Raw genomic sequence first — 25,346 nt, 5'->3', positions numbered from 1 at the left:
CGCACATGTGCATCGCGCGCGCTGCATCGCGACGACGGCTGCAGGGCGTTCACTGTGCGCGCGATCCTGCGCGCGGGTCAGTGGTGTTGGTTGCCGGCGCCGAACAGGCGCGGCTGCGCGGCGTTCAACGCGTCGTCCGCTTCCGGCTGCCACGGGAAAACCCCGTCGCGGTCGGGCCACAGCAACTGGACGCACGGGAACGCGTCGTTGCCGTAGAACCAGCGGTTCCAGCCGAGATGGGCTTCGTAGTGCGCCTTCTCGACCGGCATCAGCAGCGCGTTCGCGTTGCCGAAGACGGAATCCGTGACCTCGCCGACCGGCGGCGGCGTGCCGGCCGCGACCATCCGGTAGACGTCCCACAGCACGTCATGGACGATGCGCGCCGGCATCGAGAACACGATGAGTTCCGGAAAACCGTGGTTGACCCACAGCCCGGTCGTGAAAGAAAACCCGGGTGCGTCCCCTTCCGCGAACACTTCCGTGCGGAACCACCCGTGCTGACGAATCCGCTGCACGAATCGCTGCTCGTCTTCCTCGAGCACCGAATCGGGCGCGTCGAGCGCGGTGGCGATATCCGGTCGCGTGGTCATGCGGGGCTCCTTGGATCTGCGTCGGGCGACGGGAAGCCGGGGGGGCGGCATCCCGCCGGCGGGAATGCGACCGTCGCCGAACCGGCCGGCGATCGCCGTGCGCCATGTTGCCACAGCGGTCCCGCCTACTGCTCCGCTTTCTCCACCTCCGCCGTTTCGCCGAGGAACCCGCCGCTCTGGTGCGCCCACAGCGCCGCATAGATGCCGCCGGCCTGCAGCAGTTGCTGGTGCGTGCCTTCCTCGACGATGCGCCCTTCGTCGAGCACGATCAGCCGGTCCATCGCCGCGATGGTCGACAGCCGGTGCGCGATCGCGATCACCGTCTTGCCGCTCATCAGGCCGTCGAGGCTGCGCTGGATCGCGACTTCGACCTCGGAATCGAGCGCGCTGGTCGCTTCGTCGAGCACGAGGATCGGCGCGTCCTTGAGCATCACGCGCGCGATCGCGACGCGCTGCCGCTGGCCGCCCGACAGTTTCACGCCGCGTTCGCCCACCTCGACGTCGTAGCCGCTGCGGCCGTGGCGGTCGCGCAGCCGGTCGATGAATTCGGACGCCTCCGCGCGCACGGCGGCATCGTGCATCTCGCGCTCGGTCGCGTCGGGGCGCCCGTACAGGATGTTCTCGCGCATCGTCCGGTGCAGCAGCGACGTATCCTGCGTGACCATCCCGATCGCGCCGCGCAGGCTGTCCTGCGTGACGTGCGCGATGTCCTGCCCGTCGATCCGGATCGTGCCGCCGCCCACGTCGTAGAAGCGCAGCAGCAGGTTCACGAGCGTCGACTTGCCGGCACCCGAGCGGCCGATCAGGCCGATCCGCTCGCCGGGCCGGATCGTCAGGTTCAACCCGTCGAACACGGCACGGTCGTTGTCCTCGTGCGCGAACTGCACGTTGTCGAACACGATCCCGCCGCGCTGCACCGCGAGCGGCTTCGCATCGGGCGCGTCGACCACGCTGCGCACCTTCGTCAGCGTATTGATGCCGTCCTGGATCGTGCCGACGTTCTCGAACAGCTCGGTCATCTCCCACATGATCCAGTGCGAATAACTCGACAGGCGCAGCGCCATCGCGATCACCGCCGCGACGACGCCCGCGCTCGCCTCGCCGTGCATCCACAGATACAGCGCGAGGCCGGTCGAGCCGACCAGCAGCAGCGTCGACAGCAGGTGATTGACGATCTCGAACGCGCTGACGAGGCGCATCTGCGCGTCGCCGGTCGCCTTGAACGCTTCCATCGCGCGCCGCGCGTGGTCGGCTTCCCGCCGCGTGTGCGAGAACAGCTTCACGGTCGTGATGTTCGAATACGCGTCGGTGATGCGGCCCGTCATCAGCGCGCGCGCATCGGCCTGGCGGCTGCCGACGGCGCCCAGGCGCGGCACGAAGAACGCACATGCCGCGCCGTAGCCGAGCGCCCACAGCGCGAGCGGGATCATCAGCCGCCAGTCGAAGCTGGCCGCGAGCGCGAGGATGCCGATCAGGTACGCGGCGACGCCGATCACGACGTCGACCGACATGAACAGCGCATCGCGCACCGCGAGCGCGGTCTGCATGATCTTGGTCGTCACGCGGCCCGCGAATTCGTTTGCGTAGAACGACAGGCTTTGGTCGAGCATCAGCCGGTGAAACAACCAGCGCAGCCGCATCGGGAAGTTGATCGCGAGCACCTGGTGCTTGACCATCGTATGCAGCGCGATCAGCAATGCGCTGCCGGCGAGGATCGCTGCGAAAACGGTGAGCGTGCCGAAGTGCCGGCCGCCGAAATCCGCCGGCGTCGCGGACGCGAGCCAGTCGACCACGCGGCCCATCATCGCGAACAGCGCGGCTTCGTACGCGGCCAGCGCGGCCGACGTCAACGCGATCAGCAGGATCCAGCTGCGCGCGCCTTTCGTGCACGCCCAGACGAACGAGAAGAATCCCCTCGGCGGCGTGACGGGATCTTCGAGCGGGAAAGTCGGCAGGCGCCGTTCAAACCACGAAAACATTGAAACCTCTCCTTGATGCGGCCACGCCTGCCGGCGCGGCCGTATTGCCTGTTTCAGGTGCGGCGCCTTCGCGGCGCCGCGGTACTGCACACGTGTTCACTGCGACCGGATCCACGCCTCGATCGGGGCGAGCGTGTCCGGCGCATACGCATGGCGGCCGAGCGCCATGTACAGCCATGTCTTCCACGTCGGCCAGTCGGACTCGAGCTGGTAGTCGAACCAGCCGGCGCGCAGCAACCCATGCGTCGCACCGGGCACGACCACCACGCGCCGGTCGGGCCGGTCCGCGAAGGCATGCGTGTAGGCAGTCGCCTCGTCGACCGGATCGACATTGCGATCCTGCGCGCCCCACACGGCCAGCACGGGCCCCTGCATCGTCGCGAGCGCCTGCGACGAATCCTCCAGGTAGTTGCGTGCGATGAAGCCGAAGCGGCGCGGCTCGATGTCGGGGCGCCGGTGCGGATCGGCGGGTACGTCCGTCCGGCCGAAGATTTCGTCGTTGTCGCGTCGCTCGGCGGCCAGTGTCGCATCGATTCGATCCGGCTGCAGACCCGTTGCCTGGAGCTGCTGCCGCGTCAGGTAGGTGCCTTGCCGGCGCCAGCTGACGGCGCCGCCGACGATCACCGAGAACGCCGGTCGCACTGCATTCGCGACGCGCGGCACGACCCAGCCGCCTTGCGAGAAGCCGAGCAGGCCGATCTTGTGCGCGGGGCCGACGACGGCGCGCACGCGCGCCATCGCGGCGAGCGTTTCGTTCGCACGATCCTGCATCGATTGCGCGAGCCAGTCGCCGCCGCTGCGGCCGGTGCCCTGCTTGTCCCATGCGAACACGCCGATGCCGGCGTCGAGGAGGCTGTTGACGAGCGGCAGCATCGCGTCGTCGGAGAAGCGGGTGCGCGGCCCGTCACCGTGCACGAGCAGTACGATCGGCGCGCCGGGCGCATGGGCCGGCAGCGCGAGCGTGCCGACGAGGCCGGCGCCGTTGGCGCGGAACGTGAGCGACGACACGTTCGCGCCCTTCAGCTCGAAGTCGGCGAGGCCGCGCAGCACGAGCGCACCGGCCGCGACGAGCACGAACAGGACGAGCGCGATGCCGGCAATGACGATTCGTTTCAAGAGCCCCTCGGTACGGTGGCGTGAGCGGATGCCGCAGGCGGCATGTGCGTGGGCACGCTGCCTTGACGCCTGCGGGACGTCGCCACGATAATAGATCGATTAATCAGTCTAATAAAGATTCGAGTCATCGTCGAGTACGGAGTGCCTGTTGAGAAAGATCGATCCTGAAAGAGTGGAAGCGAAGCGGCGCCAGATCCTGGATGCCGCGATCGACTGTTTTGCGCGCGACGGCTTCCATGCGACGTCCACGGCCGCGATCTGCAAGGCGGCCGGCATGAGCCCCGGCAACCTGTTCCACTATTTCCCGACGAAGGCGGCGATCATCGAGGCAGTCGCGCAGGACGACCAGCGCGAGATGGCCGAACTGTTCGCGCGGTACGCGGACGCCGACGACGCGCTGGCCGCGATCGAGGAGATCGCACTGACGTTGATGGAACTGTCGAGCGATCCCGTCTATGCGCGCATCTGCGTCGAGACCGCGGCGGAGGCGACGCGCAATCCGGACGTCGCCGCGCTGTTCGCGGCGAACGAGGCGCAGGTGAAAGGGCGGATGGTCGCGCTGATCAAGCGCGGTGTGGCGCAAGGGAAGATCGACGCAAGCCTGAAGCCCGATCTTGTCGCGACGTGGTTGCTCGCGCTCGCGGAAGGCGCGGTCGGGCGCGTCGTGTTCGAACCGGGGTTCAAGCCGCGCGCGCATCGGGCGATGTTGCGGACGATCATTCGGCGGATGTTGAAGCCGCAGTGAGGATCGCGGATCCGGTTTGACGCCCGCCCGGTTCGGGTGCAATGCGCCGCACCGAACCGGATGCGGGCATCCCGCGGCCATTGGCCGGCGAGCGCGGACAAGGCGTTCGGTGCGCTACGCATTGCGCCCTTAAAAAAGTTCTTGACTGTCTATCTATGAGTAGATAAAGTTCGCTCCATGGAAACGAAACCGACCGTCCGCGAACAGATTCTCGACCATGCGACCACGCTGATGATGCTGCGCGGTTACAACGGCTTCAGCTATCGAGACCTGTCCGACCTGGTGGGCGTGAAGACGTCGAGCATCCACTACTACTTCCCGTCGAAGGACGACCTCGTGCTGGAAGCGGTGGCGGCATATAGCGACGAAGTCCTCTCGGCCATGCGGGCGATCGATCCGGCGTTGCCGGCCGACGTGAAGCTGAGCCTGTACACGAAGATGTTCGGCCGGACGCTCGGCGACGGCAACCTGATCTGCCTGTGCGGGATGCTCGCGGCCGACATCGAAACGTTGCCGGAGAATGTGCGGCAGGCGGTGCAGGCGTTCTTCAAGGCCAACGAGAGCTGGCTGGCGGAATTGTTGAAGCAGGGCGCGCGGGAAGGCACGCTGCAGTTCAGCGGCGAGCCCGAGACGGCCGCGCGCACGTTGTACGCGGCGTTCCAGGGCAGCGTGCTGGCCAGCCGGCTGTTTCACACGCGGGCGCGCCTCGAAGATGTCGAGGCCGTCTGGAAAAAGCGGTCCTGACGGAGCGCGCATGCAGTGAGGCGGTTCGCCGCCTTTTTATTGAATCTCACTGTCTATCTATGGGTAGATAGAGTTCTGGCGCAGATGGCTCGGCCATCTGCATTTTTGGGGATGTTTATCTATCTATGAGTAGATAAACAGGCGCGATGCGGGCAGCAAGGCTGTCGGCACGCGATCCCCGGTTCGAAGGCTGTTTCATTCATTTGCTGAAAAGGAGTCTGTCATGTCGATCGAAAAAGTGCTGTACCGCGCCCATGCAAAAGCCACCGGCGGCCGTGACGGCCGTGCCACGGTGCCCGAGAGCAACCTCGACCTGAAACTGACCACGCCGCGCGAGCTCGGCGGCGCGGGCGGCGCAGGCGCGAACCCCGAGCAACTGTTCGCCGCCGGCTACAGCGCGTGCTTCATCGGCGCGATGAAGTTCGTCGCGGCCCGCGACAAGATCGCGATGCCCACGGACGCTTCCATCGAAGGCAGCGTCGGCATCGGCGCGATCCCGAACGGCTTCGGCATCGAAGTCGAACTGACGATCTCGCTGCCGGGCCTCGATCGCGACATCGCGCAAACGCTGATCGACCGTGCGCACCTCGTGTGCCCGTATTCGAACGCGACGCGCGGCAACATCGACGTCACGCTCACGCTTGCCTGATCGGTCGCACTGCGAATCATCCATCGTCATTTACCGCCTGAAGCCAAGGAACACCATCATGAAGATCGTCAAGCCGCTGCTGATCGCTGCCGCCGTCGCCGCAGTACTGTCCGCCTCGACCACCGCATTCGCCGCCGGTGCCGATACCGTCCGCCCCGATGCGACGACGAGCACTTTCCTCGCCGCGCTGAACGGCCAGAAGGGCCCGGGCCTCGAAACGCTGAGCCCCGCGAAGGCGCGCCAGGTGCTGGTCGACGCGCAGAACGGCACGAAGGTCGACCTGTCGGGGATCGACGTGTCGAACCGCACGATCGAACAGGACGGCCTGTCCGTACCGGTCACGATCGTTCGCCCGCAAGGTGCGACGGGCACGCTGCCGGTGTTCGTGTTCATCCACGGCGGCGGCTGGGTGCTCGGCGATTTTCCGACGCATGAACGCCTCGTCCGCGATCTCGTCGTGCAATCGGGGGCCGTCGCGGTGTTCGTGAACTACACGCCGTCGCCGGAAGCGCATTACCCGGTCGCGATCAACCAGGCGTATGCGGCGGCGAAGTGGGTGGCCGCGCACGGCGCGGAGATCGGCGTCGACGGCAGCCGCCTCGCGGTGGTCGGCAACAGCGTCGGCGGGAACATGGCGGCCGTGGTGGCGCTGATGGCGAAGGACAAGGGGGGCCCCGCGATCCGCTTCCAGGGGCTGATGTGGCCGGTCACGGACCACAACTTCAACACGGGTTCGTACAACGCGTATCAGCAAGGGCACTTCCTGACGCGGCCGATGATGAAGTGGTTCTGGGATGCCTATACGAAGAACGAAGCGCAACGCAACGAGATCTACGCGTCGCCGCTGCGCGCAAGCACCGCGCAGTTGAAGGGCCTGCCGCCCGCGCTGATCCAGGTCGCGCAGTTCGACGTGCTGCGTGACGAGGGCGAAGCGTACGGCCGCAAGCTCGACGCGGCCGGCGTCGATGCGACGACCACGCGCTACGACGGCACGATCCATGATTTCGGTTTGCTGAACGCGCTGGCCGGCGACGCGCCGACGAAGGCCGCGACGAAGGCGATGGCGAATGAACTCGCGACGCGACTGAAGTAAGCGACGGGTTCGCACTCGCGCTGCCCGTGAGGCGGGGCAGCGCGAGTGCGCATGACGACGAGGCGGGCGCATGCCCGCCTTTGTTGCTTGCGGCGCGTGAACCGGGCGAACGTGTCGGCCTGCAACCCGCACGCCCCGCACGCCCCGATCGCCCGCGATTTTTCGTCCCGGTTCGGCAGCACGAGCTCCGTCGCGAATCGCGCCGCATCGTCGGCTTCGCGTGGTGCTTCACGGCGTGCCCGCGACCACCCGCATCGTTGGCCCCGGCGCCCGCTAGGCCCCGCGCCGCGGGCATTGTTGGTACGATCGCGCGTATCGTCCACGCCGGCGCCGCAAGCCGCCGGCCATCGGTCGCGCGGCCGTACGACAGCGCGGCCCCGTTCGGGAGAAGCGTTTCATGCTGCAGGCGTTCGCGGTCTTGCTGACCTTCCAGTGTCTCGGGGAAGGCGTGTCTTACCTGTTCGGCCTGCCGGTGCCGGGCCCCGTGATCGGCATGCTGCTGCTGTTCGGCTTCGTGATGCTGCGCCCGCAGGTGGCCGACACGATCGAGCCGACCGCGCTCGAGCTGTTGCGCCACCTGTCGCTGCTGTTCGTGCCGGCCGGCGTCGGCATCATGGTGTCGGCCGACCGCGTGCGCGGCGATGCGCTCGCGGTCGTCGTCGCGCTGGCCGTCAGCACCACGCTCGCGATCGCCGTGACGGCGCTCGTCACGCGTGCACTGCTGCGGCGCCAGCGGCGCGCGGGCGATGCGGTGGAGGGCACGCAATGACGGCCTTCCCGAAACTCGGCGCGATCTGGGTCTATCTCGCCGCGAGCCCGCTGCTGGGCCTGACCATCACGCTGATCGCGTATCTGTTCGCGCAGGCCGTCTATGCGCGGGCGCGCTTCAACCCGCTCGCGAACCCGGTGCTGATCGCGGTTGCGCTGATCGTCGTGCTGCTGACGATCACGCACACGCCGTACCCGACGTATTTCGAAGGCGCGCAGTTCGTCCACTTCCTGCTCGGCCCCGCGACCGTCGCGCTCGCGCTGCCGCTGTACCGCCAGTGGTCGAAGCTGCGCCGCGCCGCGGTGCCGCTGCTGGTCGGCCTGCTCGCGGGCTCGCTGACCGCGATCGTGTCGGCGGTCGGCATCGCGGCATTGTTCGGGGCGTCGCACCAGACGATCGCGTCGCTCGCGCCGAAATCGGCGACGACGCCGATCGCGATGGCCGTCGCGGCGGAAATCGGCGGGATTCCGTCGCTCACCGCCGTGCTCGTGATCTCGACCGGGATCTTCGGGGCCGTGTGCGCGCGCGGGATCCTCAACGCCCTGCGCGTCGACGAACCGGCCGTGCGCGGGTTCGCGCTCGGCGTCGCGTCGCACGGGATCGGCACCGCGCGCGCGTTCCAGGTCAGCGAGGAGGCTGGCGCGTTCGCCGGGCTCGGGATGGGATTGAACGGCGTGCTCACCGCCTTCGTCGTGCCGGTCCTGCTGCCGGTGCTGTCGCGCTGGATCTGAGCGCCGGACGGGCCAGGCCGGGTTATCGGTTTCCCTGATGGCGCGGGCGACGCGCCGGAACGACGGCGTACGCGGTGCCCACGTATCGTTGCCGTTATCGGGAGAATTCAGGAACGCACAAGGACAAGTACATACTGTTCGGCTAACGTTGCATCGGCGCCGTTGTCGCAAGCGGTCGTGTGCGCGCCGGTGTTCTATCCACAATCAACAATCGACAAGGAGGTCCGGCCATGAAGAAGTCTCGCGTGGTTTCGGTGGCAGTGGCGGTAACGGCGTCGTTCGGTCTGCTGTTGGCAGCCGCGCCGGCGGCATACGCGCAGGATCCGGCGTCCGCGCCGACGCAGAAGCAGATCGACAAGGCGCAGAAGAAGGCGGCCCGCAAGGCCGCCCGGGCGCGTCACGCGTCGGACCTGAAGGCGATCGGCACGGGCAGCGGCTACCGGCTGACCAACGACCAGAGCAACTACCCGCAGAACGCCGCGCAGAAGGCGCCCGCGACGAAGGCGGCGCCCGCCGCTCCGGCGTCGGGCCAGTAACAACGGCCGGGCCTGGGCACAGCGCACGCGGCGCCGGGTCGACCGGCGCCGTGTGCGCGTGTGCGGGGCCGCGAAGGCGGCCTGTTACGACGCGAGCTTGCTTGCGAGTTCCGCGACGTGCTTGCCTTGATAGCGCGCGATGTCGAGCTCGTTCGCGCTCGGCTGGCGGCTGCCGTCCGCGCCCGCGAGCGTGGTGGCGCCGTACGGCGTGCCGCCGGTGATTTCGTTCATGTTGACGAGGCCGCTGCACGCATACGGCACGCCCACGATCACCATCCCGTGGTGCAGGAGCGTCGTGTGGAACGACGTGATCGTCGTTTCCTGGCCGCCGTGCTGCGTGCCGGTCGACGCGAACACGCTGCCGATCTTGCCGACGAGCGCGCCCTTCATCCACAGGCCGCCGGTCTGGTCGAGGAACGTGCGCATCTGGCCGGCCATGTTGCCGAAACGGGTCGGCGTGCCGAAGATGATCGCATCGTAGCCGGGGAGTTCGTCCACGGTCGCGACCGGCGCAGCCTGGTCGACCTTCACGCCGATCGCCCGGGCCTGGTCGACGGGAATCGTTTCCGGCACGCGCTTGAGCGTGACCTCGACGCCGGGCACCGATTTCGCGCCTTCCGCGATGTGCTGCGCCATCGTTTCGACGTGCCCGTAGGACGAGTAATAAAGAACGAGTACCTTGGCCATGTTGCGAATCTCCGATTAAAAGGGCCCCGCGTTCAGCGGGGCCCGGTTTCCCGAACGGGCTTTATGCCCACTCGGCCGTTACTTCGACCGGACGCAGGTCGAACACCAGCACTTCGGCATCCTTCCCGTCGGCGAACGTCAGCGTCCGTTCGTCGCGGATGCGCACGCCGTCGCCTTCGCCGAGCGTCACGCCGTTGACCGACACGCTGCCGCGTGCCACGTGCACGTACGCAAAGCGGTCCGGCGCCAGTTCCAGCGTCGCGCGTTCGGCGCCGTCGAACAAGCCCGCGTAAATCCGCGTGTCCTGCCGGATCTTCAGCGAACCGGCGTCGCCGTCCGGCGATACGACGAGGGCGAGCTTGCCGCGCTTGTCGTCTGCCGTGACATTCGTCTGCTGATAGCGCGGCTCGGCACCCTTCTCGGCCGGCCCCACCCAGATCTGCAGGAAGTGGACCGGCAGTTCCGGCGAGTGGTTGAACTCGCTGTGGCGCACGCCCGTGCCCGCGCTCATCAGCTGCACGTCGCCCGGCACGATCACCGAGCCGGTGCCCATCGAGTCCTTGTGTTCCAGCGCGCCGTCGAGCACGTACGACAGGATCTCCATGTCGCGGTGCGGGTGCGTGCCGAAGCCGCGGCCCGGCGCGACGCGGTCGTCATTGATCACCAGCAGGTCGGAGAAGCCGACTTGCTTCGGATCGTAGTAATTCGCGAACGAAAACGAATGACGGGAGCTGAGCCAGCCATGCTCCGCACGGCCACGTTGGTTTGCTGCACGGATTTCGATCATGATTTTTGTTCCTCAAGACGCCGGACCTCGGAAGTGGGACCGGCCGTTCGTTGAGGTGAATCTTAGGTCAATCGATTTGACAAATAAATGGCTGTAGAGATAATGACTGTCGCTATGGAGTGGACAATATGGAAATCAACGACCTGAGGATCTTCGTCGCGACGGTCGATGCGGGCAGCTTCACGGCGGCGGCCGATCAACTGATGCTGTCCAAGCAGTTCGTCAGCCGGCGCACGATGGCGCTGGAGGCGTCGCTCGGCGTGCGGCTGTTGCACCGGAACACGCGCAACCTCGCGGTGACCGAATCGGGGCAGGAGTTCTATGCGCGCGCGCAGCGGATCCTCGCGGAAATCGCCGACGCCGAGCAGGCGATGTCGGTGCGCAGCACCGAGTTGCACGGGTCGCTGAAAATCAGCGCGCCGCTGTCGTTCGGGATCACGCATGTGTCGCCGCTGATCGCCGAATTCCTGTCCGCGCACCCGGCCGTGCGGCTGAACCTCGACCTGACCGACCGGCGCGTCGACCTGATCGGCGAGGGCTTCGATCTCGTGCTGCGGATCGGCTCGCTCGAGGATTCGACGTTGATCGCCCGCCCGCTCGGCGCGTGGCGGATGGTCGCGTGCGCGAGCCCCGCCTATCTGAAGCGGCAGGGCACGCCGCAGACGCCGGCGGATCTCGCCGGCCACACGTGCCTGCTGTACGGGCGCGAGCGGCGCATCGGCTGGGAATTCCGCGTCGACGGCGCGGCGCGCACGTTCGACGTGCAGGGGCCGCTCGTCGCGAACAACGGTGAAGTGGTGCGCGACGCGGCGATCGCGGGGCTCGGCATCGCGCTGCTGCCGCACTTCATTGTCGGCGCGGCGCTCGACAGCGGCGCGCTCGTGCCGGTGCTCGACGCGTATGCGCCGTCGCCGATCACGCTCAACGCCGTGTTCCCGCAGCATCGGGAGGGATTCGTCACGCTGCGCACGTTCATCGGGTTTCTCGCGGAACGGCTCGGGGAGGCTGCGCCCGCGGCGAAGGGCGGGGCGGGTCGGGCGCGGTAGCGGGCCGGTTTGCGGGGAATGGAGGCCTTATTCTCCGCAGGATTTGCGGAGAATATTGAACCGTGCGGTGAATTGGTGGGATAATCTCCGCATCATGAGCGGAGATTACACCTTCATCTGGGCGTCGGCCGACTGGCCCGCATGGCGCTTCGACCTGCCTGCACTGGCAACGCCACTCGCCGACGTCAGCCGTGCGCAAGGCATGCTGGCCGGGCGGCTGGCGGACGTCGGCCTGGCGCTGCGCGACGAGGCCAGCCTGGCCGCGCTGACGGAGGACGTCGTCAAGACCAGCGCGATCGAGGGCGAAAGCCTGAACGTGGCATCGGTGCGGTCGTCGATCGCGCGTCGGCTCGGGGTCGATATCGGCGCGCTGGCGCCGGTCGACCGCCACGTCGAGGGCGTCGTCGACATGGTGCTGGACGCGACCACCCATGCGGCGGCGCCGGTCACCGAAGCCCGTCTGTTCGGGTGGCATGCGGCACTGTTCCCGACCGGCTACTCGGGGATGTCGCGGATCACGGTCGGTGGCTGGCGCACGGATGCGACCGGGCCGATGCAGGTCGTGTCGGGGCCGATCGGCCGGCAGCGCGTGCATTTCGAGGCGCCACCCGCCGCGCGCCTCGCCGACGAAACCGGGCGCTTTCTCGCCTGGCTCAATGCCGCGCCGGTCGAGCCCCTGCTGATCCGGGCCGGCCTGGCCCACCTGTGGTTCGTCACGCTCCATCCGTTCGACGACGGCAACGGCCGCATTGCACGTGCGCTCGGGGATCTGGTCCTGGCGCGTGCCGACCGCAGTCCGCAACGCTTCTATAGCCTGTCGGCGCAAATCCAGCGCGAGCGCAACGCGTATTACGACGTGCTGGAGCGTACGCAGCGCGGTTCGCTCGATGTCACGGAATGGCTCGCGTGGTTCCTGACCGCGCTCGGCCGGGCCATCGATCACGCGCATGCGACGCTCGATGCCGTTCTGGTCAAGGCGCGCTTCTGGCAACGATGTGCCGGCGTCGCGATGAACGAGCGTCAGGCCAAGGTCATGAATCGCCTGCTCGACGGCTTCGAGGGGAAGTTGACGAGCACCAAGTGGGCGGCGCTCGCGAAGTGCTCGCAGGATACGGCGCTGCGTGACATCACTGAACTCGTCGAGCGCGGCGTGCTGCAACGCTCGTCGTCCGGCGGCCGGAGCACGAGTTACGAGCTGGTGCCGTTCGACGGCTGACCGCCGTATTGCGTCGGCCCGCAGATCCGGAAGGCCGGCAGGCGCCACAACGCGATCACGCTGTGCGGCCTGTGCAAGGGGGCCGCGCGAGCCGCGGGCTCGACTGATCGTTGCGTGCGCATCGATCATTTCAGTCGATGCCGCCATGGAAGCCGCATTGCGAGCGGCATCGTGCAATGCGGCGAGGCCGCCGCGACGGTTGCGCCGACATCGAACGTCGATTGATCGGCGTCGCGCATTCGGGTTAGGCTTCGGCGAGCAACGGCATGCGCCCCATGCCGGGCCGGGCGTTTTTACCTCGAATACCGCGTGCAGGTAGCTTCTACAGGCGCGCGATCCAGCGACGATCCAAGCCGATGATCCTCCAGAACCGATCGAATGCTCGCGGGAAAACCGCGATTTCCGCCGACGGCGCATTGCACATGCGCGTGCGATCCGTCGCGGCGGCCGTGCTGCTGACGCTGTTGCCGGCCGCCGCGCACGCGGCCGGCTTCGACTGCGCGAAGGCCGCTTCGTCAACCGAGAAGACGATCTGCGCGGATGCCGCGCTGTCGAAGCTCGACGGCGACCTCGCGGCGGCGTGGAAGCAGGCGCTCGCGAAAGGCGGCGACACGGCCGCGCTGAAGGCGGCGCAGCTGAAGTGGCTCAAGCAGCGCGACCGGTGCGGCGCCGACGAATTGTGCCTCGGCGACCGCTACCGCGAACGGCTCGCGAGCCTGAACGGCAGGCCGCTGGCCGCCGATCGCTGGCAGCAGACGTGGTATCTCGACAGTGGTAATCCGTCGTTCGGTGGTGTGCTGACGTTCACCGGCACGGCGCCACGTTTGCATTTCGAGCTGAGCGGCAACAACGGCGCGAATACCGGCGAACTTGGTGGCGATATCGAACTGCACGGCAATAGTGGCACGTTCAGTCACGATCAATGCCGTCTCGACTTCAGCCTCAAGGGTGCACGCGTTCAGGTCGCGCAGCACGGCGCCGACGGCGAATGCGGCGCCGGTGCGGGCGTCGTCTACTCGGGCGATTATGTGACGGCGTCGCAGATGCAGGCGAAGCCGCCGGCGGATCTCGTGAGCCTGGATGTGCTCGCGAATGCGCAGCAGAACGCGACCGCGCACAAGCTGCTCGGTGCCGATTACCAGACGCTCGTCGACATCGTCAATTACGGCGCCGAAGCAAGGGATCTCGACGGGCTGAACGCGCACGTGACGTCGTACTGGGTGCGCGGCATCGCGACGACGAACGCCGCGATCGTGATGCGCCGCGGCAACGATCTGTGGATCGGGCTGCTCGTGTTCGACGCGCAGAGCAACGTCAGGATGCGCTATTACTCGAACGTGCCCGCGTGGAAGAAAACCGTGCCGAAGACGATCCAGGCGTGGCACGACAATCTCGACAAGACACTGCCGGTCGACGTGATGCAGTGACGAGCGGGCCGGGCAGCCGAAGCCGCCCGCCACGGCTTCATTTCTTTCCCGCAGCGGGCGCGTGCGCAGGTGGCGCAGCCGATCCCCGCGTACGCAATTCGGGCAGGACGGCATGACCGGGCCCCGTCGCGCCGTTCTCGAGCGCATCGAGCAAGGCCTGTGCGGCCTGGCGCCCGATCGCGTCGGTGTCGACCCACATCGTCGTCAGCGGCGGCTGGATTTCGCGCGCGAGCGCGACGTCGTCGAACCCGGTGATCGACAATTGCGCGGGCACGTCGATGCCGAGCGCCTGCGCCTCGAGCAGCGCGCCCAGCGCGAGCGCGTCGTTCCCGCAGATCACGGCTGTCGGCCGCGTCGCCGCATCGCTGTTCGCGATCGCGCGCAGGCTCGCCCGCCCGAAGGCGATCGTGGCCGCGCCCTCGTGCTGATGGACGGGGCGCACCGCGAGCCCGCGCGCGGCGAGCGTGTCGTGAATGCCGCGCAGGCGGGCCTGCACGCGGTCGTTGTCGGCCGACGGCTGCATGATGATCGCGAAATCGCGATGGCCGAGATCGAGCAGGTGGGTGGTGAGCCGCGCGAATGCCGCGCGGTTGTCGAAGCCGATGCAGCAGTGCGGGCTGTCGTCGCGATACGCATAAGTGACGACGTACGGCACGCGGTGCATCGCAAGGAGTTCGAACAGTTCCGGCGGATACGCTTCGCCGACCAGCGACACGGCCTCCACGCCGCGCGACAGCATCGCGCGCACCTGGGCCAGCGCCTGCGCGGGATCGTAATTCGAGCAGCCGAGGAACAGCGTGATGCCGTGCTCGGCCATGACCGTCTGCATGCCCGCGACCTGCGACGCGAACACCTGGTCGTCGAGTGTCGGAATGATCGCGCCCGTGATGTGGGTGCGTGTGGACGCGAGCGCGCGGCCCGCCGCATTCGGAATCCAGTTCAGCGCGCGCGCCGCGTCGCGCACGCGCTGCTGCACGTCGGCCGACACCTTGCCGGGATCGTTGTACACACGCGAGACGGTCGCGGTCGATACGCCGGCCAGCTTCGCGACATCGCCGAGCACCGAGCGGCCGCTGCCGCGGCGCGCCCGGGGCGCGCCGGCACGGGACGGAGGCGTGCTCATCGGCCGGCTCCCGGCGGGGCGGCAGTGACGGCGCCCCGCGTTGTCAAATGCGTCATTGTTTACCCTCGATTCGTGGTGGCGCCGCTTGCATTCCCGCTCGACCCTGTGAGAATGTAAGCGCTATCTTGGCGTGTTTCCGCATTATGTCAGACACATATTCTATCCATATCGTGAGATTTTCATCGACGACGGCCGATTCGGCCATTTTGTCCGCCGCGAATGTAAGCGGTTACATTGCAAAATGAGCGATATCCTTTCACCGCGCATCGCCGTCGTCGGCAGCGTGAACATCGACCTCGTGACGCGCGCGCCGCGCCTGCCGGTGCCGGGCGAGACGCTGCTCGGCACGGATTTCCAGACCGTTCATGGCGGCAAGGGGGCGAACCAGGCGGTCGCGGCCGCGCGGCTGGGCGCGTCGGTTGCGATGATCGGCTGCGTCGGCGACGACGCGTTCGGTGCGCGCCTGCACGATGCGCTGGCGGCCGAACGCATCGACGTGACGCACCTGGGCCGGATCGGCGGCACGGCGACCGGGGTGGCCACGATCACGGTCGGCGCGGGCGGCGCGAACAGCATCGTCGTCGTGCCCGGCGCGAATGCGCGCCTCGACGCCGACCGGATCGACGCGGCGCGCGATGCGATCGCCGAGGCCGCGCTGCTCGTGTGCCAGCTCGAAGTGCCGGTTGCCGCCGTCGCGCGCGCCATCGCCTGTGCATCCGCGCACCACACGCCGGTGCTGCTCAACCCCGCGCCCGCGCAGCCGCTGTTCGACGCGCTGCTGGCACGGGTCGACTACCTCGTCGTCAACGAAACCGAAGCCGAGTCGCTGACCGGCATCGCCGTCGGCGATGACGCATCGGCCGTGCGCGCCGCCGATGCGCTGTGCGCGAAGGGCGTCGGCAACGTGCTGGTGACGCTCGGCGCGCGCGGCGTCTGCTGGCGCGGCGGCGCCGGTAACGGCCGCTTGCGGGCGATGACGGTGGCCGCCGTCGATACGACCGCGGCCGGCGACACGTTCGTCGGCGGATTCGCGGCCGCCCGCGCGGGCGGCGCGTCGATGGACGACGCGATCGGCTTCGGCCAGCGCGCCGCCGCGATCAGCGTGACGCGCCACGGCGCGCAGACCTCGATTCCGACGCGCGAGGAAGTGGCGCGCCTCGAACCCTGAATGCCGCATCAGACGGACAGGCCGGAACCGGCCGATACCAGTGACATGGAGACAACCGCAATGAACGAAACCCCGACCGTCCCGCCCGCACCGCCGCGTATCCGGCGCGGGCAACGCATCGCGCTCGCGCTGTTGATGGCGAGCGGCATCGTCAACTACCTCGATCGCGGCACGCTGGCCGTCGCGAGCGCGGCGATCCGCGGCGATCTCGGCTTGTCGCTCGCGCAGATGGGGCTGCTGCTGTCGGCCTTCTCGTGGAGCTATGCGCTGTGCCAGTTTCCGGTCGGCGGGCTCGTCGACCGCATCGGGCCGCGCCGGCTGCTCGGCGTCGGGTTGATCGTCTGGTCGTTCGCGCAGGCGGCGGGCGGCATCGTGTCGACTTTCGGCTGGTTCATCGTCGCGCGCATCGTGCTCGGCATCGGCGAGGCGCCGCAATTCCCGTCGGCCGCGCGGGTGGTGAGCAACTGGTTTCCGCTGCGCGCGCGCGGCACGCCGACCGGGATCTTCAACGCCGCGTCGCCGCTCGGCACCGCGCTCGCGCCGTTGCTGCTGTCGATCCTCGTCGCGTCGTTCCACTGGCGCTGGGCGTTCATCGCGACGGGGGCGCTCGGCCTCGTCGTCGCCGTCGTCTGGTTCGCGCTGTATCGCGATCCGGTGCGCGCGCAACTGTCCGCCGCCGAGCGCAACTACCTCGATGCCGACGCGCAAAGCGTGGCCGCGACACCGAAACTGACGTTCGTCGAATGGCGCAGCCTGTTCTCGCACGGCACGACCTGGGGGATGCTGATCGGTTACTTCGGATCCGTGTACCTGAACTGGGTCTACCTGACCTGGCTGCCGGGCTACCTGACGATGGAACGCCACATGAGCCTGATCCGGACGGGCTTCGCCGCGTCGGTGCCGTTCCTGTGCGGGTTCGTCGGCTCGCTGGTGGCCGGCTGGGTGTCGGACCTGATCACGCGCCGCAGCCGCTCGCCGGTCGTGAGCCGGCGCAATGCGGTGGTGGTCGCGATGCTCGGGATGGTCGTCTTCACGATCCCGGCCGCGCTCGTGCAGAGCAACACGGTGGCGCTCGCCTGCATCTCGGTCGTGATCTTTCTCGCGAACGCGGCGTCGGCCTGCTCGTGGGCGCTCGCGACGGCGGCCGCGCCGCCGAGCCGCGTCGCGTCGCTCGGCGCGATCCAGAATTTCGGCGGCTTCGTCGGCGGTGCGCTTGCGCCGATCCTGACGGGCATCATTGCGCAGAAATGGTCGTTCGTGCCGGCGCTGCTGACCGCCGCGGCGATCGCGTTCGCGGGTGCGATCGCCTATCTGCTGCTGGTGCGCAAGCCGATTCCCGAGCAGGCCGCGAACGCCGCGCCCGGGCCGTTGCCCGCGTGAGCCTACCCCCCGCATTCACTGAAGCAAGGAGAAACAGATGCAACAGCAGCAAGCGAACGTGACCATCGAAGGGATCGTCCCGGTGATGCTGACGCCGTTCGACGATGCCGGCGTGATCGACTACGCAGGGCTCGAGCGGCTGATCGAGTGGTATCTCGCGCACGGCGCGGATGCGTTGTTCGCGGTCGCGCAATCGAGCGAGATGCAGTTCCTGAGTCTGGCCGAACGCGCGGAGCTCGCGCGCTTCGTGGTCGAGCGGGTGGCCGGGCGCGTGCCCGTCGTCGCGTCCGGGCACATCAGCGACGATCTCGACGCGCAGGCCGCGGAGCTGTGCGCGGCGGCCGAATCGGGCGCGCAGGGCGTCGTGCTCGTGACCAACCGCCTCGATCCGCAGCGCCAGGGCAGTGCCGCGTTGCTCGACCACCTTCACCGGCTGCTTGCACGATTGCCGTCGGACCTGCCGCTCGGGCTGTACGAATGTCCGGCGCCTTACCGGCGGCTGCTGTCGGATGACGAACTGCGCGCGTGCATCGACACGGGCCGGTTCGTGATGCTCAAGGACGTGAGCTGCGACCTGGAAACGGTGAAGCGGCGGGTCGCGCTCGCCGAGGGCTCGCCGCTGAAGATCCTCAACGCGAATGCCGCGATCGCGCGGGATGCGATGAAGGCGGGTTCCGCCGGCTTCAACGGCGTGTTCACCAACTTTCATCCGGATCTGTACCGGTGGTTGCGCACGCAAGGGGATGCGCATCCCGAACTGGCCGACGAGCTTTCGACGTTCCTGGTCGTCTCGGCGGTGTCGGAGGCGCTCGGGTACCCGGCGCTCGCGAAGCTCTATCACCAGCGGATCGGCACCTTCGCGTCGATCCGCTGCCGTGCGATCGACTACGACGTGCGTGAACGATTCTGGGCACTCGATGCGGTGCTCGACAAGATCGTGGCCGGCACCGAGCATTTCCGTCGTCGGATCGCTGCGCAATAGGGCGCGCGGTGTGTCGTCCGTGTTCTGCGGTGCGCGACGGCATCGCGTGCCGTGCAGGCGGATGCTCGCGCGTGGGGGCGTCGGGAGGCGCAGGGCGGCTGCAAGCACGGCCGGTTTGTCGCGATGCGTTGCGTTGTGTACGCGTCGCGACAAGCGGTGTTGGTGGCGTATCCGCGATCGCCGATGATGTGAACCCGGCGCGTGCTCGGCCCCAACGTATGGCCCGGCGAATCCATCGGGCGTTTCTATGCTGTCGAGGGCGGCAAGGGTACCTGTCGCGGCGGGGCCGCTGCATTCGTTGACGGTCAGGGTTGCCCGTCGTCATGAATGACGATGGGCTGTCGACACGGCGCCGACGCGCGGTCCCACCTTCATCCATTCCATCGCACTATCCCGTCGGCGAGCCGTGAGCTGTGAGCCGCGAGCGCCGAGCCTCAAGCCTCAAGCCTCAAGCGCCGGTGCCGGTGCCGGTGCCGGTGCCGGTGCCGGTGCCGGTGCCGGTGCCGGTGCCGAGCCGAGCCGAGCCGAGCCGAGCCGAGCCGCGTCGAGCCAAGCCAAGCCAAGCCAATCCCCAACCGCGGCGTCGCCGCTCGTCCGTCCGACGCGTTGTGCCCCACGATCTGCCGCCGCCGGCTGACCGGTGCATGTTCACGTCGGGCGACAAAAGCACACAAATCTGATCATCCCCCCTCATCGTTTCTTGTAACGATTCGTAATATTGCGCCGCCGAGCGCTTTTCCCGACGAACCGTTGAATCCGCATCCGTTTCCCATGCAACACGTCACGACGACAAGCCAGCCACCGATCCTGGCGGCACCGGTAGATCCCATGCTGCATGCCGTGATCGATGAGGTCGTCCACCGGAGCGTGTCGGAAGCGACGACGCGCAGCGGCTACATGCGATGTGCCGACTACGCGATCGTCGGCGCGCAGGTGCTGACGCTGCTGACCGGCAAGCCGTACCGGCCGTTCGCGGGTGGGGAGGTGCTGGATTTCGGCGGCGGCAACCTGTATGCGCTGTGCACGACGCGCGAGCGGCGCCGCACCGCGCGGCACCTGTCGCAGCTCGCGAGGTATCACTGCTGGATCGAGGCGCGTCATGCCGATATCGGCGGCCGTGCGCGCAAGGAAATCGTCGATTTCACGCTGCGCCACGACGAGACCGTGGCGAGCCATCTGGGGATGCCGTACGCACGTGCGTACCAGGCGTATTTCTGGGGCTGGGACGACGAGCACGCGGTACCGGCCGAACTGCACGGTCATCCGGTCTTCGCGAAACAGGGCCCCGTGTGGCGCTGGGCGGAGCGTGAATGCACGTCGCTGCTGCGCGCATACGAGCGCGAACGGCCAGGCTATTTCGGGCGTCAGGTGTCGCGTGCGATCGATTTGTTTGCCGATCGCGTCGAAGGTCTCGGCTGACGGCACGGCCTGCCGCGATGGAGCGAACCGCGGAAGGGCGCCCGGCGCATGCTTGCGCACCGCCGGCGTCTGCGTGATGTGTCCGGGCGGGACGCCGTGCGCGGCGGCGCGAGCCGGTCGATCCATTGACCGGCAGCCGCCGCCACGATCATCGGGCGGCCCGGGCGCGCATCATTTGTTCGCCAGCGTGCCGCTGCTGTTGGCGCCGCCGAACAGCCGCGTCAGGTATTGCGTGTTCGAGTTCATCTTGGCCATCAGCGTATTGAGCGCCGTGAACTGCGCCTGATACTGCTTGGTCAATTGCGCGGCGTAGTCGGCCAGATCCGTCTGCTGCTGCGTGACGCGCTTCAGGTTGGCACTCAGCGCGTTCGTGCGCACTTCGATCATCCCGCCTTTCTTCGTGAAGGGCGCGATCTGGTCGGTCAGTTGCTTGCCCATCCCGTTCGTCGAGTTGAACAGGCGCGCGACCCCTGACGGGTTGTTGGACAGCGCACTGTCGAGCTTCGCGCTGTCGGCCTTCAGCGTGCCGTCCTTCTCGAGCGAGATGCCGATCGCCATCAGGTTCGTGTGTCCGTTGCCGTTCTCGTTCACGACACCGCGCGCGACGATCGACGCGAGCGAGTTGCGGATCGTGTTCAGCGTCGAATCGCCGATCAGCGCACCCTGCGAGCTCGCCCCTTCCGTGTAGCTCGACAGCGCGCCCATCGTCTTGACGACGGTGTTGTACAGGTTCACGAAGTTCGTGATCGTGGCCGCCTGCGACTTCGTATCGGTGCTGACCGTCAGCGTCTGCGTGTCGGTCGCGCTGACCGCGGCCGCCGACAGGTTCAGCGTGACGCCGCTCAGCACGCCCGACACCGTGTTGCTCGCGCTGGTCGACGCGATGCCGTTGAGCGTGAACTTCGCGTCCTGCGCGACGGCGCTTTGCCGCCACGCGGCCGCGCTGTTCGCCGATTCGATCTTCGACGCGCCGCCCGTCGTGTCGGCAGTCGACGTGACGCCGAGGTTCGACAGCCCGTTGTCGTTGGCCACGTTGCCGACCGCGACGCTGATCGCGTTCGCCGAGCCCGTTTTCGTCGACGCGAGCACGAGGTGCGCGCCGTCGGTGCCGTTGATCACGGTCGCGCTGATCCCCGGGTTGTTCGCCGCGGAGTTGATCGCGGCCGCGATGCCCGACAGCGTGTTGTTCGTGCCGGTGACGTCGACCTTGAACGACTGGCTGCCGAGCGACAGCGTCAGCGTGCCGGTGCCGAGCGCCTTGCTCCCGTCGAAGCCCGACGAAGCCAGTGCCTGCGCGGTCGCGGTCTGCGTGACGCCGATCGTGTAGGTGCCGGCCACCGCGCCCGCGCCCGCCGTCGCGGTCAGGCCCTTGCCGCTCGCGACCGCGGTGAACGTCGACTGCAGCCCGCCATTGGTCAGCGAGGCGAGGCCCGCCTCGAGCGCACCCAGTGCCGACGACAGCGCGCCGAATGCGGAAATCTGCGTCGTGCCGGTGGTCTGCGACGCGGCGAGCGCGGCGGCCCGGCCGGCGGTTTTCGCGTTCACCAGCGTCTTGACGAGCGTGCCGACGTCCATCGACGGATTACCGGTCGAGCCGTTGATGATCGATTGCGCCGCCTGTTGCAACAGGCTGTTCGTGTTCGCGCCGCTGGTCACGGGCGTGTTCGTTGCCATGGGTGGTCTCCGGTTGAATAACGATCCCGTGACGAGCGGCTGCCGGGTCGGCCTGCGGCGCTTCGAAGGCAGGGCGCGTCCGGCGCGACGCGTTCCCGGGGTTCACGGGAGTGTCGGGAAAACGTAAGGACGTGCGCTATCGTATATTTAAATCGGTATTACTTGGTAATTTTTTGTAATGCATGTTGAGAAAAATGCAGACGGGAACGGGGTGTTTGAGTGAGGGCTAAAGGTCTGCGATTTTTTGCCGTAAACACACCGTTTTGGCTGTATTTATTCAAGCATTTTTCCCGGTGTTGAAAACTGGCAAAGGGCGAGAAGGATTGGTCAAGGTTTTGCGCTGATTCTGCTAAACATCGGATCGATCGACGGTGTGTGGAAAGGGTGTTTCCCAGTCGATGACGGGCTGAAATCCTTGTCTGACGGACGACATGCGTCACCGGCGATTCCAGTCCGCCTGCCCGCGAAACGTTTTCGCATTGCCGATGTTCGTTTCCGGGCCATGAGATTTTTTCTGAAACAGAATGCCCGGTAGATTGCAATGCGGGTCGAGTTGCGGGAATCAAGTCGGCCTTTGTGAATCGATATTGAACCCGCCGTTTAATGACAAGTTCGATATGCGCGGTTGTGACCGATTTGTGTCAATTGAAGCCGAAAATATCGATTGAATCAGGTGGCCTGAAAGAAGCGGGGCGTTTCCGTGTTCCGGAAACATGCGGCGGGTTGATTTGCACTGCCTGCCGACCTTTGCCTGTCGGCGCTTTTGTCGTCGATTGTCCACTTTAATGAGACAGCGAATCCTTCTTTGACGGATTGATGATTCGTGACGAGACAGTAGACTGCACCCGTGCTTCGCCAGAACCGATCGGAAGCGCGCCGGGAACGGCGCAACCCGACGGATTCTTCGGCGGCGGGCGCTCCGGCCTGCTGTCCGATCGTGCGAGGAGTGATTCGGCGCCTCCCGGCACCGGATGCATCAAACCGTCAATTCAAGGGTGATATTGCTATGCGTTACGTTTCGCTGGAGTCGAAGAAGGACGAGCTGCTGCTGGCGGCTCGCGTGCTGTTGATGATCCTGTTCGTGCTGTTCGGCTGGCAGAAGCTGAACGGCTTCTCGGGCACCGTCGCGTACATGGCGTCGACGGGGAACCCAGCGCCCGAACTGGCCGCGGTGATCGCGGTGGCGGTCGAGCTGGTCGGCGGCCTGCTGATCGCGGCCGGCTTCTATACGCGGCCGCTCGCACTGGTGTTCGCCGCCTATACGCTCGCGACCGCGCTGATCGGCCATCGCTACTGGGCGCTGCAGGGGATGGAGCAATACATGGCGATGATCAACTTCTACAAAAACGTGAGCATCATCGGCGGGCTGCTGTTGCTCGCACTGACCGGGCCGGGGCGGTATTCGCTCGACCGGAAGTAAGGCGGGGCGGCGGTTCCGTTCGGCTCGGAGCCCGGTGCACGAAAGTGCGCCGGGTTTTGTTTTTGTGGGCGGGGCGTGACGTGTGGCGCGTGCGGCGTGGGTGCTGCGTTGCCAAACGAACAGGTTCCGGACATGATTGCGCGTGCACAGTGACGCTGTTCACGCCGCGGCGTCTCGCAGAAATCGTCTGCTTCAGGACATTGCCGACGGAGAACGACGACTATCCGCGGTTTACCGAGGCATGGTTCGAGACGCTGTACCCGCACTACTTGCGCGCGTTTCCGTCATGTTCGATCGCGCACTTCGAGATGGACAGCGGCCGGGCGGCACAGATGTCGGCCGCCGTCACCGTGCCGCGTGGTACGCAGCTTGACAGCCGGCCACTGATCGACGGCGTCGTGAAGCTTGCGCGGAAGGCGGTGACGGCGTGGATTGCCGAGTCAAGATCAACGGCGTGCAGACGAACCAGTTTCAGTTGGGAGAATCGGAGAAGTCGATGACGGTCAAGGGACATGATCGGCCGTTGACGGCGGGCGAGATCGAGATGGCCTGGACCGTCTTCAAGGACAGCATCGATTACGACAAGGTGCGGGTGCATCGGGGGAGTTACTTCTGGTTCGACATGCAGCGCAAGAGAACCGCAGTTACCCCTGACGGGCACATGTATTTTCGCGACGAGGACTTTCTCGAGGACTTCTCCGCCGCGTCGGTGGCGGATGGCGACATGTCATGGTTCATGCACGAGATGACGCACGTCTGGCAATACCAGCTCGGATATTCGGTGCGCTGGCACGGGCTGACCGTCACCATTCGCGGCGAGCGTGCCTATCAGTACACCATCACGCCTCAGAACGTTTTTCACGACTACAACATGGAGCAGCAGGGAAATCTGGTCGCGGATTATTTCGCGATTCATGTGCTCAAGAAATACCAGGCGATCATTCACCGCGGATACGTCGGCGCGCCGGAAGAACTCGACTGGGTGCTCGCGCCGTTGCTGCGGGATCCGAAGAATATGGACAATTTGCCGAAGTAGCGGGACGGGCGCCGTCGCACGGTGGCGATGTTTGAATTCCTGATTGACTCGAGTGGTTTCGATGCCGCGATGAATGGACGCGAAGCGTGAGGGAAATTTTGCGAAGCAGTGCCGTGGCATGCCTATCGTGCTGGTTGTTTACCTCCTGTGCGGTTGCCACGTCGCACGGTCCGATTAGCCTGGACATCAGGCAGATCGACGGAAAACCGGCTGCTTGCCTGCCGGCAAGTGACGACACTGGTTCCGACCCGATCCAGATCCGCGGGGTCGATGTGACGAGACAAACCGGCCCGGTCAGTCCCGTTGTCACGTATTGGGCGCTGGAGGTTCCGGGGAGTGCGCCGCCGGTTTATCTGAAGCGAGGCGCGTGTCTCGTCTATGGCCAGACCGTGGCCGGTGCGGTTGTGCGTGCGGCGCCGAGGGCGCTGGACATCAACAAGTTCTACAGCATCTCGATCGTACCGGGAGGGGGCTATGGCCCGGTGTACAGCTCGGCGTTTTGCGTGATCAGGCAAGCGGGGGGCGGTGTCCGCATTGCGACGCCGGGGCAGGAAGGGAACCCGTGCGCGTCGGCAGGATACTGAGCGGCGCAGTGGGCTTCGCGTCGTGGCGTTCCGGTCGCGAATGACGGCGCGGACAAGGTTGGGCCGGGCGCCGCTTACGGGTTTCACCATGGTTATGTCGGGCCACCCAAGCGCTTGTTCGCATTCTTGTGCCGTTCCGGGAGGATTCAGGTAGTGCAGACAGGCTTTTGAAGCAGCGCGCCGGGCTTGCTCGCGGCGCTGTCGTGCCTGTCGGACGCAATGGCGACGTCGGTGGCGCCCGTCGAACTGGAGATCAGGCAGGTCGACGGGAATCCTGCAGCCTGCCTGTCCGCGAATGACGAGCGTGCCGGAAGCGTCATCCGGATCCGCTCGGCGGGTGTCGCCAGGCCGACCGGCGCCGCGAGTCCCGACGTGACGAGAAGACAGGCATGCAGCCGACGAGTGAGGGGAGTCGACATCGGTTGCCTGTTCTTGTATAGATTGG

The 25,346-nt window shown here is 66.8% G+C and carries 24 protein-coding genes and 1 pseudogene; 17 read left to right on the top strand and 8 right to left on the bottom strand.

Going from position 1 to position 25,346, the window contains the following annotated elements:
- Positions 1 to 77 precede the first annotated feature (77 nt).
- The 3 genes from ABIC51_RS25955 to ABIC51_RS25945 all read right to left on the bottom strand — a co-directional run bounded on the left by ABIC51_RS25955 (position 78) and on the right by ABIC51_RS25945 (position 3,685).
- A complete protein-coding gene (locus ABIC51_RS25955) occupies positions 78 to 590 on the bottom strand; it encodes a DUF4262 domain-containing protein (protein ID WP_060085843.1) in 513 nt (170 codons plus the stop codon).
- 125 nt (positions 591 to 715) lie between these two features.
- Entirely contained in the window at positions 716 to 2,569 is a 1,854-nt protein-coding gene (locus tag ABIC51_RS25950; RefSeq protein ID WP_060311436.1) for an ABC transporter ATP-binding protein, read from the bottom strand.
- A 96-nt stretch (positions 2,570 to 2,665) separates the two neighbouring features.
- Positions 2,666 to 3,685 carry an alpha/beta hydrolase family protein gene (locus tag ABIC51_RS25945; RefSeq protein ID WP_354006693.1) on the bottom strand — a complete coding sequence of 340 codons (1,020 nt, stop codon included), beginning with the start codon at positions 3,683 to 3,685 and terminating at the stop codon, positions 2,666 to 2,668.
- Between the two features lie 148 nt (positions 3,686 to 3,833).
- Between ABIC51_RS25945 and ABIC51_RS25940 the strand changes: the two genes are divergently transcribed.
- From ABIC51_RS25940 to ABIC51_RS25910, 7 genes are all read left to right on the top strand, one after another.
- Positions 3,834 to 4,430: a TetR/AcrR family transcriptional regulator gene (locus tag ABIC51_RS25940; RefSeq protein WP_027792160.1), complete on the top strand. Its 597-nt coding sequence runs from the start codon at positions 3,834 to 3,836 to the stop codon at positions 4,428 to 4,430.
- 177 nt (positions 4,431 to 4,607) lie between these two features.
- Positions 4,608 to 5,174, top strand: a complete 567-nt coding sequence (locus ABIC51_RS25935) for a TetR/AcrR family transcriptional regulator (RefSeq protein WP_027792159.1) — start codon at positions 4,608 to 4,610, stop codon at positions 5,172 to 5,174.
- Positions 5,175 to 5,397: 223 nt separating this feature from the next.
- A complete protein-coding gene (locus tag ABIC51_RS25930; protein ID WP_027792158.1) occupies positions 5,398 to 5,823 on the top strand; it encodes an organic hydroperoxide resistance protein in 426 nt (141 codons plus the stop codon).
- A gap of 58 nt (positions 5,824 to 5,881) precedes the next feature.
- Positions 5,882 to 6,916 carry an alpha/beta hydrolase gene (locus tag ABIC51_RS25925; RefSeq protein WP_354006692.1) on the top strand — a complete coding sequence of 345 codons (1,035 nt, stop codon included), beginning with the start codon at positions 5,882 to 5,884 and terminating at the stop codon, positions 6,914 to 6,916.
- A gap of 397 nt (positions 6,917 to 7,313) precedes the next feature.
- Entirely contained in the window at positions 7,314 to 7,685 is a 372-nt protein-coding gene (locus ABIC51_RS25920) for a CidA/LrgA family protein (protein ID WP_027792156.1), read from the top strand.
- Entirely contained in the window at positions 7,682 to 8,416 is a 735-nt protein-coding gene (locus ABIC51_RS25915; protein WP_048028849.1) for an LrgB family protein, read from the top strand. The genes ABIC51_RS25920 and ABIC51_RS25915 overlap by 4 nt, the downstream gene beginning before the upstream one ends.
- Positions 8,417 to 8,646: 230 nt before the next feature.
- Positions 8,647 to 8,952, top strand: coding sequence for a hypothetical protein (locus tag ABIC51_RS25910; protein WP_027792154.1), 306 nt, complete (start codon positions 8,647 to 8,649; stop codon positions 8,950 to 8,952).
- An 84-nt stretch (positions 8,953 to 9,036) separates the two neighbouring features.
- On the opposite strand, the gene wrbA is transcribed toward ABIC51_RS25910, so the two are convergent.
- Together wrbA and ABIC51_RS25900 are read right to left on the bottom strand one after the other, a co-directional pair.
- Positions 9,037 to 9,639, bottom strand: a complete 603-nt coding sequence (gene wrbA, locus ABIC51_RS25905) for an NAD(P)H:quinone oxidoreductase (protein WP_027792153.1) — start codon at positions 9,637 to 9,639, stop codon at positions 9,037 to 9,039.
- Positions 9,640 to 9,700: 61 nt separating this feature from the next.
- The gene (locus ABIC51_RS25900; protein ID WP_059693649.1) at positions 9,701 to 10,426 is read right to left on the bottom strand and encodes a pirin family protein; all 726 of its coding nucleotides are present in this window, start codon (positions 10,424 to 10,426) and stop codon (positions 9,701 to 9,703) included.
- 128 nt (positions 10,427 to 10,554) lie between these two features.
- On the opposite strand from ABIC51_RS25900, the gene ABIC51_RS25895 reads away from it, so the two are divergent.
- The 3 genes from ABIC51_RS25895 (at position 10,555) to ABIC51_RS25885 (ending at position 14,115) form a co-directional block, all read left to right on the top strand.
- On the top strand, positions 10,555 to 11,472 hold the full coding sequence (locus ABIC51_RS25895) for a LysR family transcriptional regulator (protein WP_021160675.1): 918 nt from the start codon (positions 10,555 to 10,557) through the stop codon (positions 11,470 to 11,472).
- 94 nt (positions 11,473 to 11,566) lie between these two features.
- On the top strand, positions 11,567 to 12,688 hold the full coding sequence (locus tag ABIC51_RS25890) for a Fic family protein (RefSeq protein ID WP_196486122.1): 1,122 nt from the start codon (positions 11,567 to 11,569) through the stop codon (positions 12,686 to 12,688).
- Positions 12,689 to 13,110: 422 nt separating this feature from the next.
- On the top strand, positions 13,111 to 14,115 hold the full coding sequence (locus tag ABIC51_RS25885) for a lysozyme inhibitor LprI family protein (RefSeq protein WP_027792150.1): 1,005 nt from the start codon (positions 13,111 to 13,113) through the stop codon (positions 14,113 to 14,115).
- Between the two features lie 37 nt (positions 14,116 to 14,152).
- On the opposite strand, the gene ABIC51_RS25880 is transcribed toward ABIC51_RS25885, so the two are convergent.
- Positions 14,153 to 15,238, bottom strand: a complete 1,086-nt coding sequence (locus ABIC51_RS25880; RefSeq protein WP_146252973.1) for a LacI family DNA-binding transcriptional regulator — start codon at positions 15,236 to 15,238, stop codon at positions 14,153 to 14,155.
- Between the two features lie 241 nt (positions 15,239 to 15,479).
- Here ABIC51_RS25880 and rbsK point away from each other — a divergent pair, with 241 nt between their 5' ends.
- The 4 genes from rbsK (at position 15,480) to ABIC51_RS25860 (ending at position 20,187) form a co-directional block, all read left to right on the top strand.
- On the top strand, positions 15,480 to 16,406 hold the full coding sequence (gene rbsK / locus ABIC51_RS25875) for a ribokinase (RefSeq protein ID WP_060085848.1): 927 nt from the start codon (positions 15,480 to 15,482) through the stop codon (positions 16,404 to 16,406).
- Positions 16,407 to 16,466: 60 nt separating this feature from the next.
- Positions 16,467 to 17,786: an MFS transporter gene (locus ABIC51_RS25870; protein WP_027792147.1), complete on the top strand. Its 1,320-nt coding sequence runs from the start codon at positions 16,467 to 16,469 to the stop codon at positions 17,784 to 17,786.
- Positions 17,787 to 17,823: 37 nt separating this feature from the next.
- On the top strand, positions 17,824 to 18,768 hold the full coding sequence (locus ABIC51_RS25865; protein ID WP_146252975.1) for a dihydrodipicolinate synthase family protein: 945 nt from the start codon (positions 17,824 to 17,826) through the stop codon (positions 18,766 to 18,768).
- A 771-nt stretch (positions 18,769 to 19,539) separates the two neighbouring features.
- Positions 19,540 to 20,187, top strand: coding sequence for a hypothetical protein (locus ABIC51_RS25860; protein WP_124814944.1), 648 nt, complete (start codon positions 19,540 to 19,542; stop codon positions 20,185 to 20,187).
- Between the two features lie 171 nt (positions 20,188 to 20,358).
- Here ABIC51_RS25860 and fliD read toward each other — a convergent pair whose 3' ends face one another.
- On the bottom strand, positions 20,359 to 21,861 hold the full coding sequence (fliD, locus tag ABIC51_RS25855; protein WP_301761960.1) for a flagellar filament capping protein FliD: 1,503 nt from the start codon (positions 21,859 to 21,861) through the stop codon (positions 20,359 to 20,361).
- 1,006 nt (positions 21,862 to 22,867) lie between these two features.
- Between fliD and ABIC51_RS25850 the strand changes: the two genes are divergently transcribed.
- The 3 genes and pseudogenes from ABIC51_RS25850 to ABIC51_RS25840 all read left to right on the top strand — a co-directional run.
- On the top strand, positions 22,868 to 23,281 hold the full coding sequence (locus ABIC51_RS25850) for a DoxX family protein (RefSeq protein ID WP_027792143.1): 414 nt from the start codon (positions 22,868 to 22,870) through the stop codon (positions 23,279 to 23,281).
- A gap of 44 nt (positions 23,282 to 23,325) precedes the next feature.
- A complete protein-coding gene (locus ABIC51_RS40865; RefSeq protein ID WP_080982127.1) occupies positions 23,326 to 23,781 on the top strand; it encodes a type VI secretion system baseplate subunit TssF in 456 nt (151 codons plus the stop codon).
- Positions 23,718 to 24,317 (top strand): annotated as a pseudogene (locus ABIC51_RS25840) (type VI secretion system Vgr family protein); the annotation flags it as partial. The gene ABIC51_RS40865 and the pseudogene ABIC51_RS25840, both read left to right, overlap by 64 nt.
- A 730-nt stretch (positions 24,318 to 25,047) precedes the next feature.
- Here ABIC51_RS25840 and ABIC51_RS25835 read toward each other — a convergent pair.
- Positions 25,048 to 25,320 carry a hypothetical protein gene (locus tag ABIC51_RS25835; protein ID WP_027792140.1) on the bottom strand — a complete coding sequence of 91 codons (273 nt, stop codon included), beginning with the start codon at positions 25,318 to 25,320 and terminating at the stop codon, positions 25,048 to 25,050.
- Between the last annotated feature and the right edge of the window lie 26 nt (positions 25,321 to 25,346).

This window comes from Burkholderia sp. 572, assembly GCF_040545135.1.
Taxonomy (GTDB): domain Bacteria; phylum Pseudomonadota; class Gammaproteobacteria; order Burkholderiales; family Burkholderiaceae; genus Burkholderia; species Burkholderia cepacia.
Note: the sequence above shows the minus strand (reverse complement) of the source record. Positions and strands in the feature narration are given on the sequence as shown.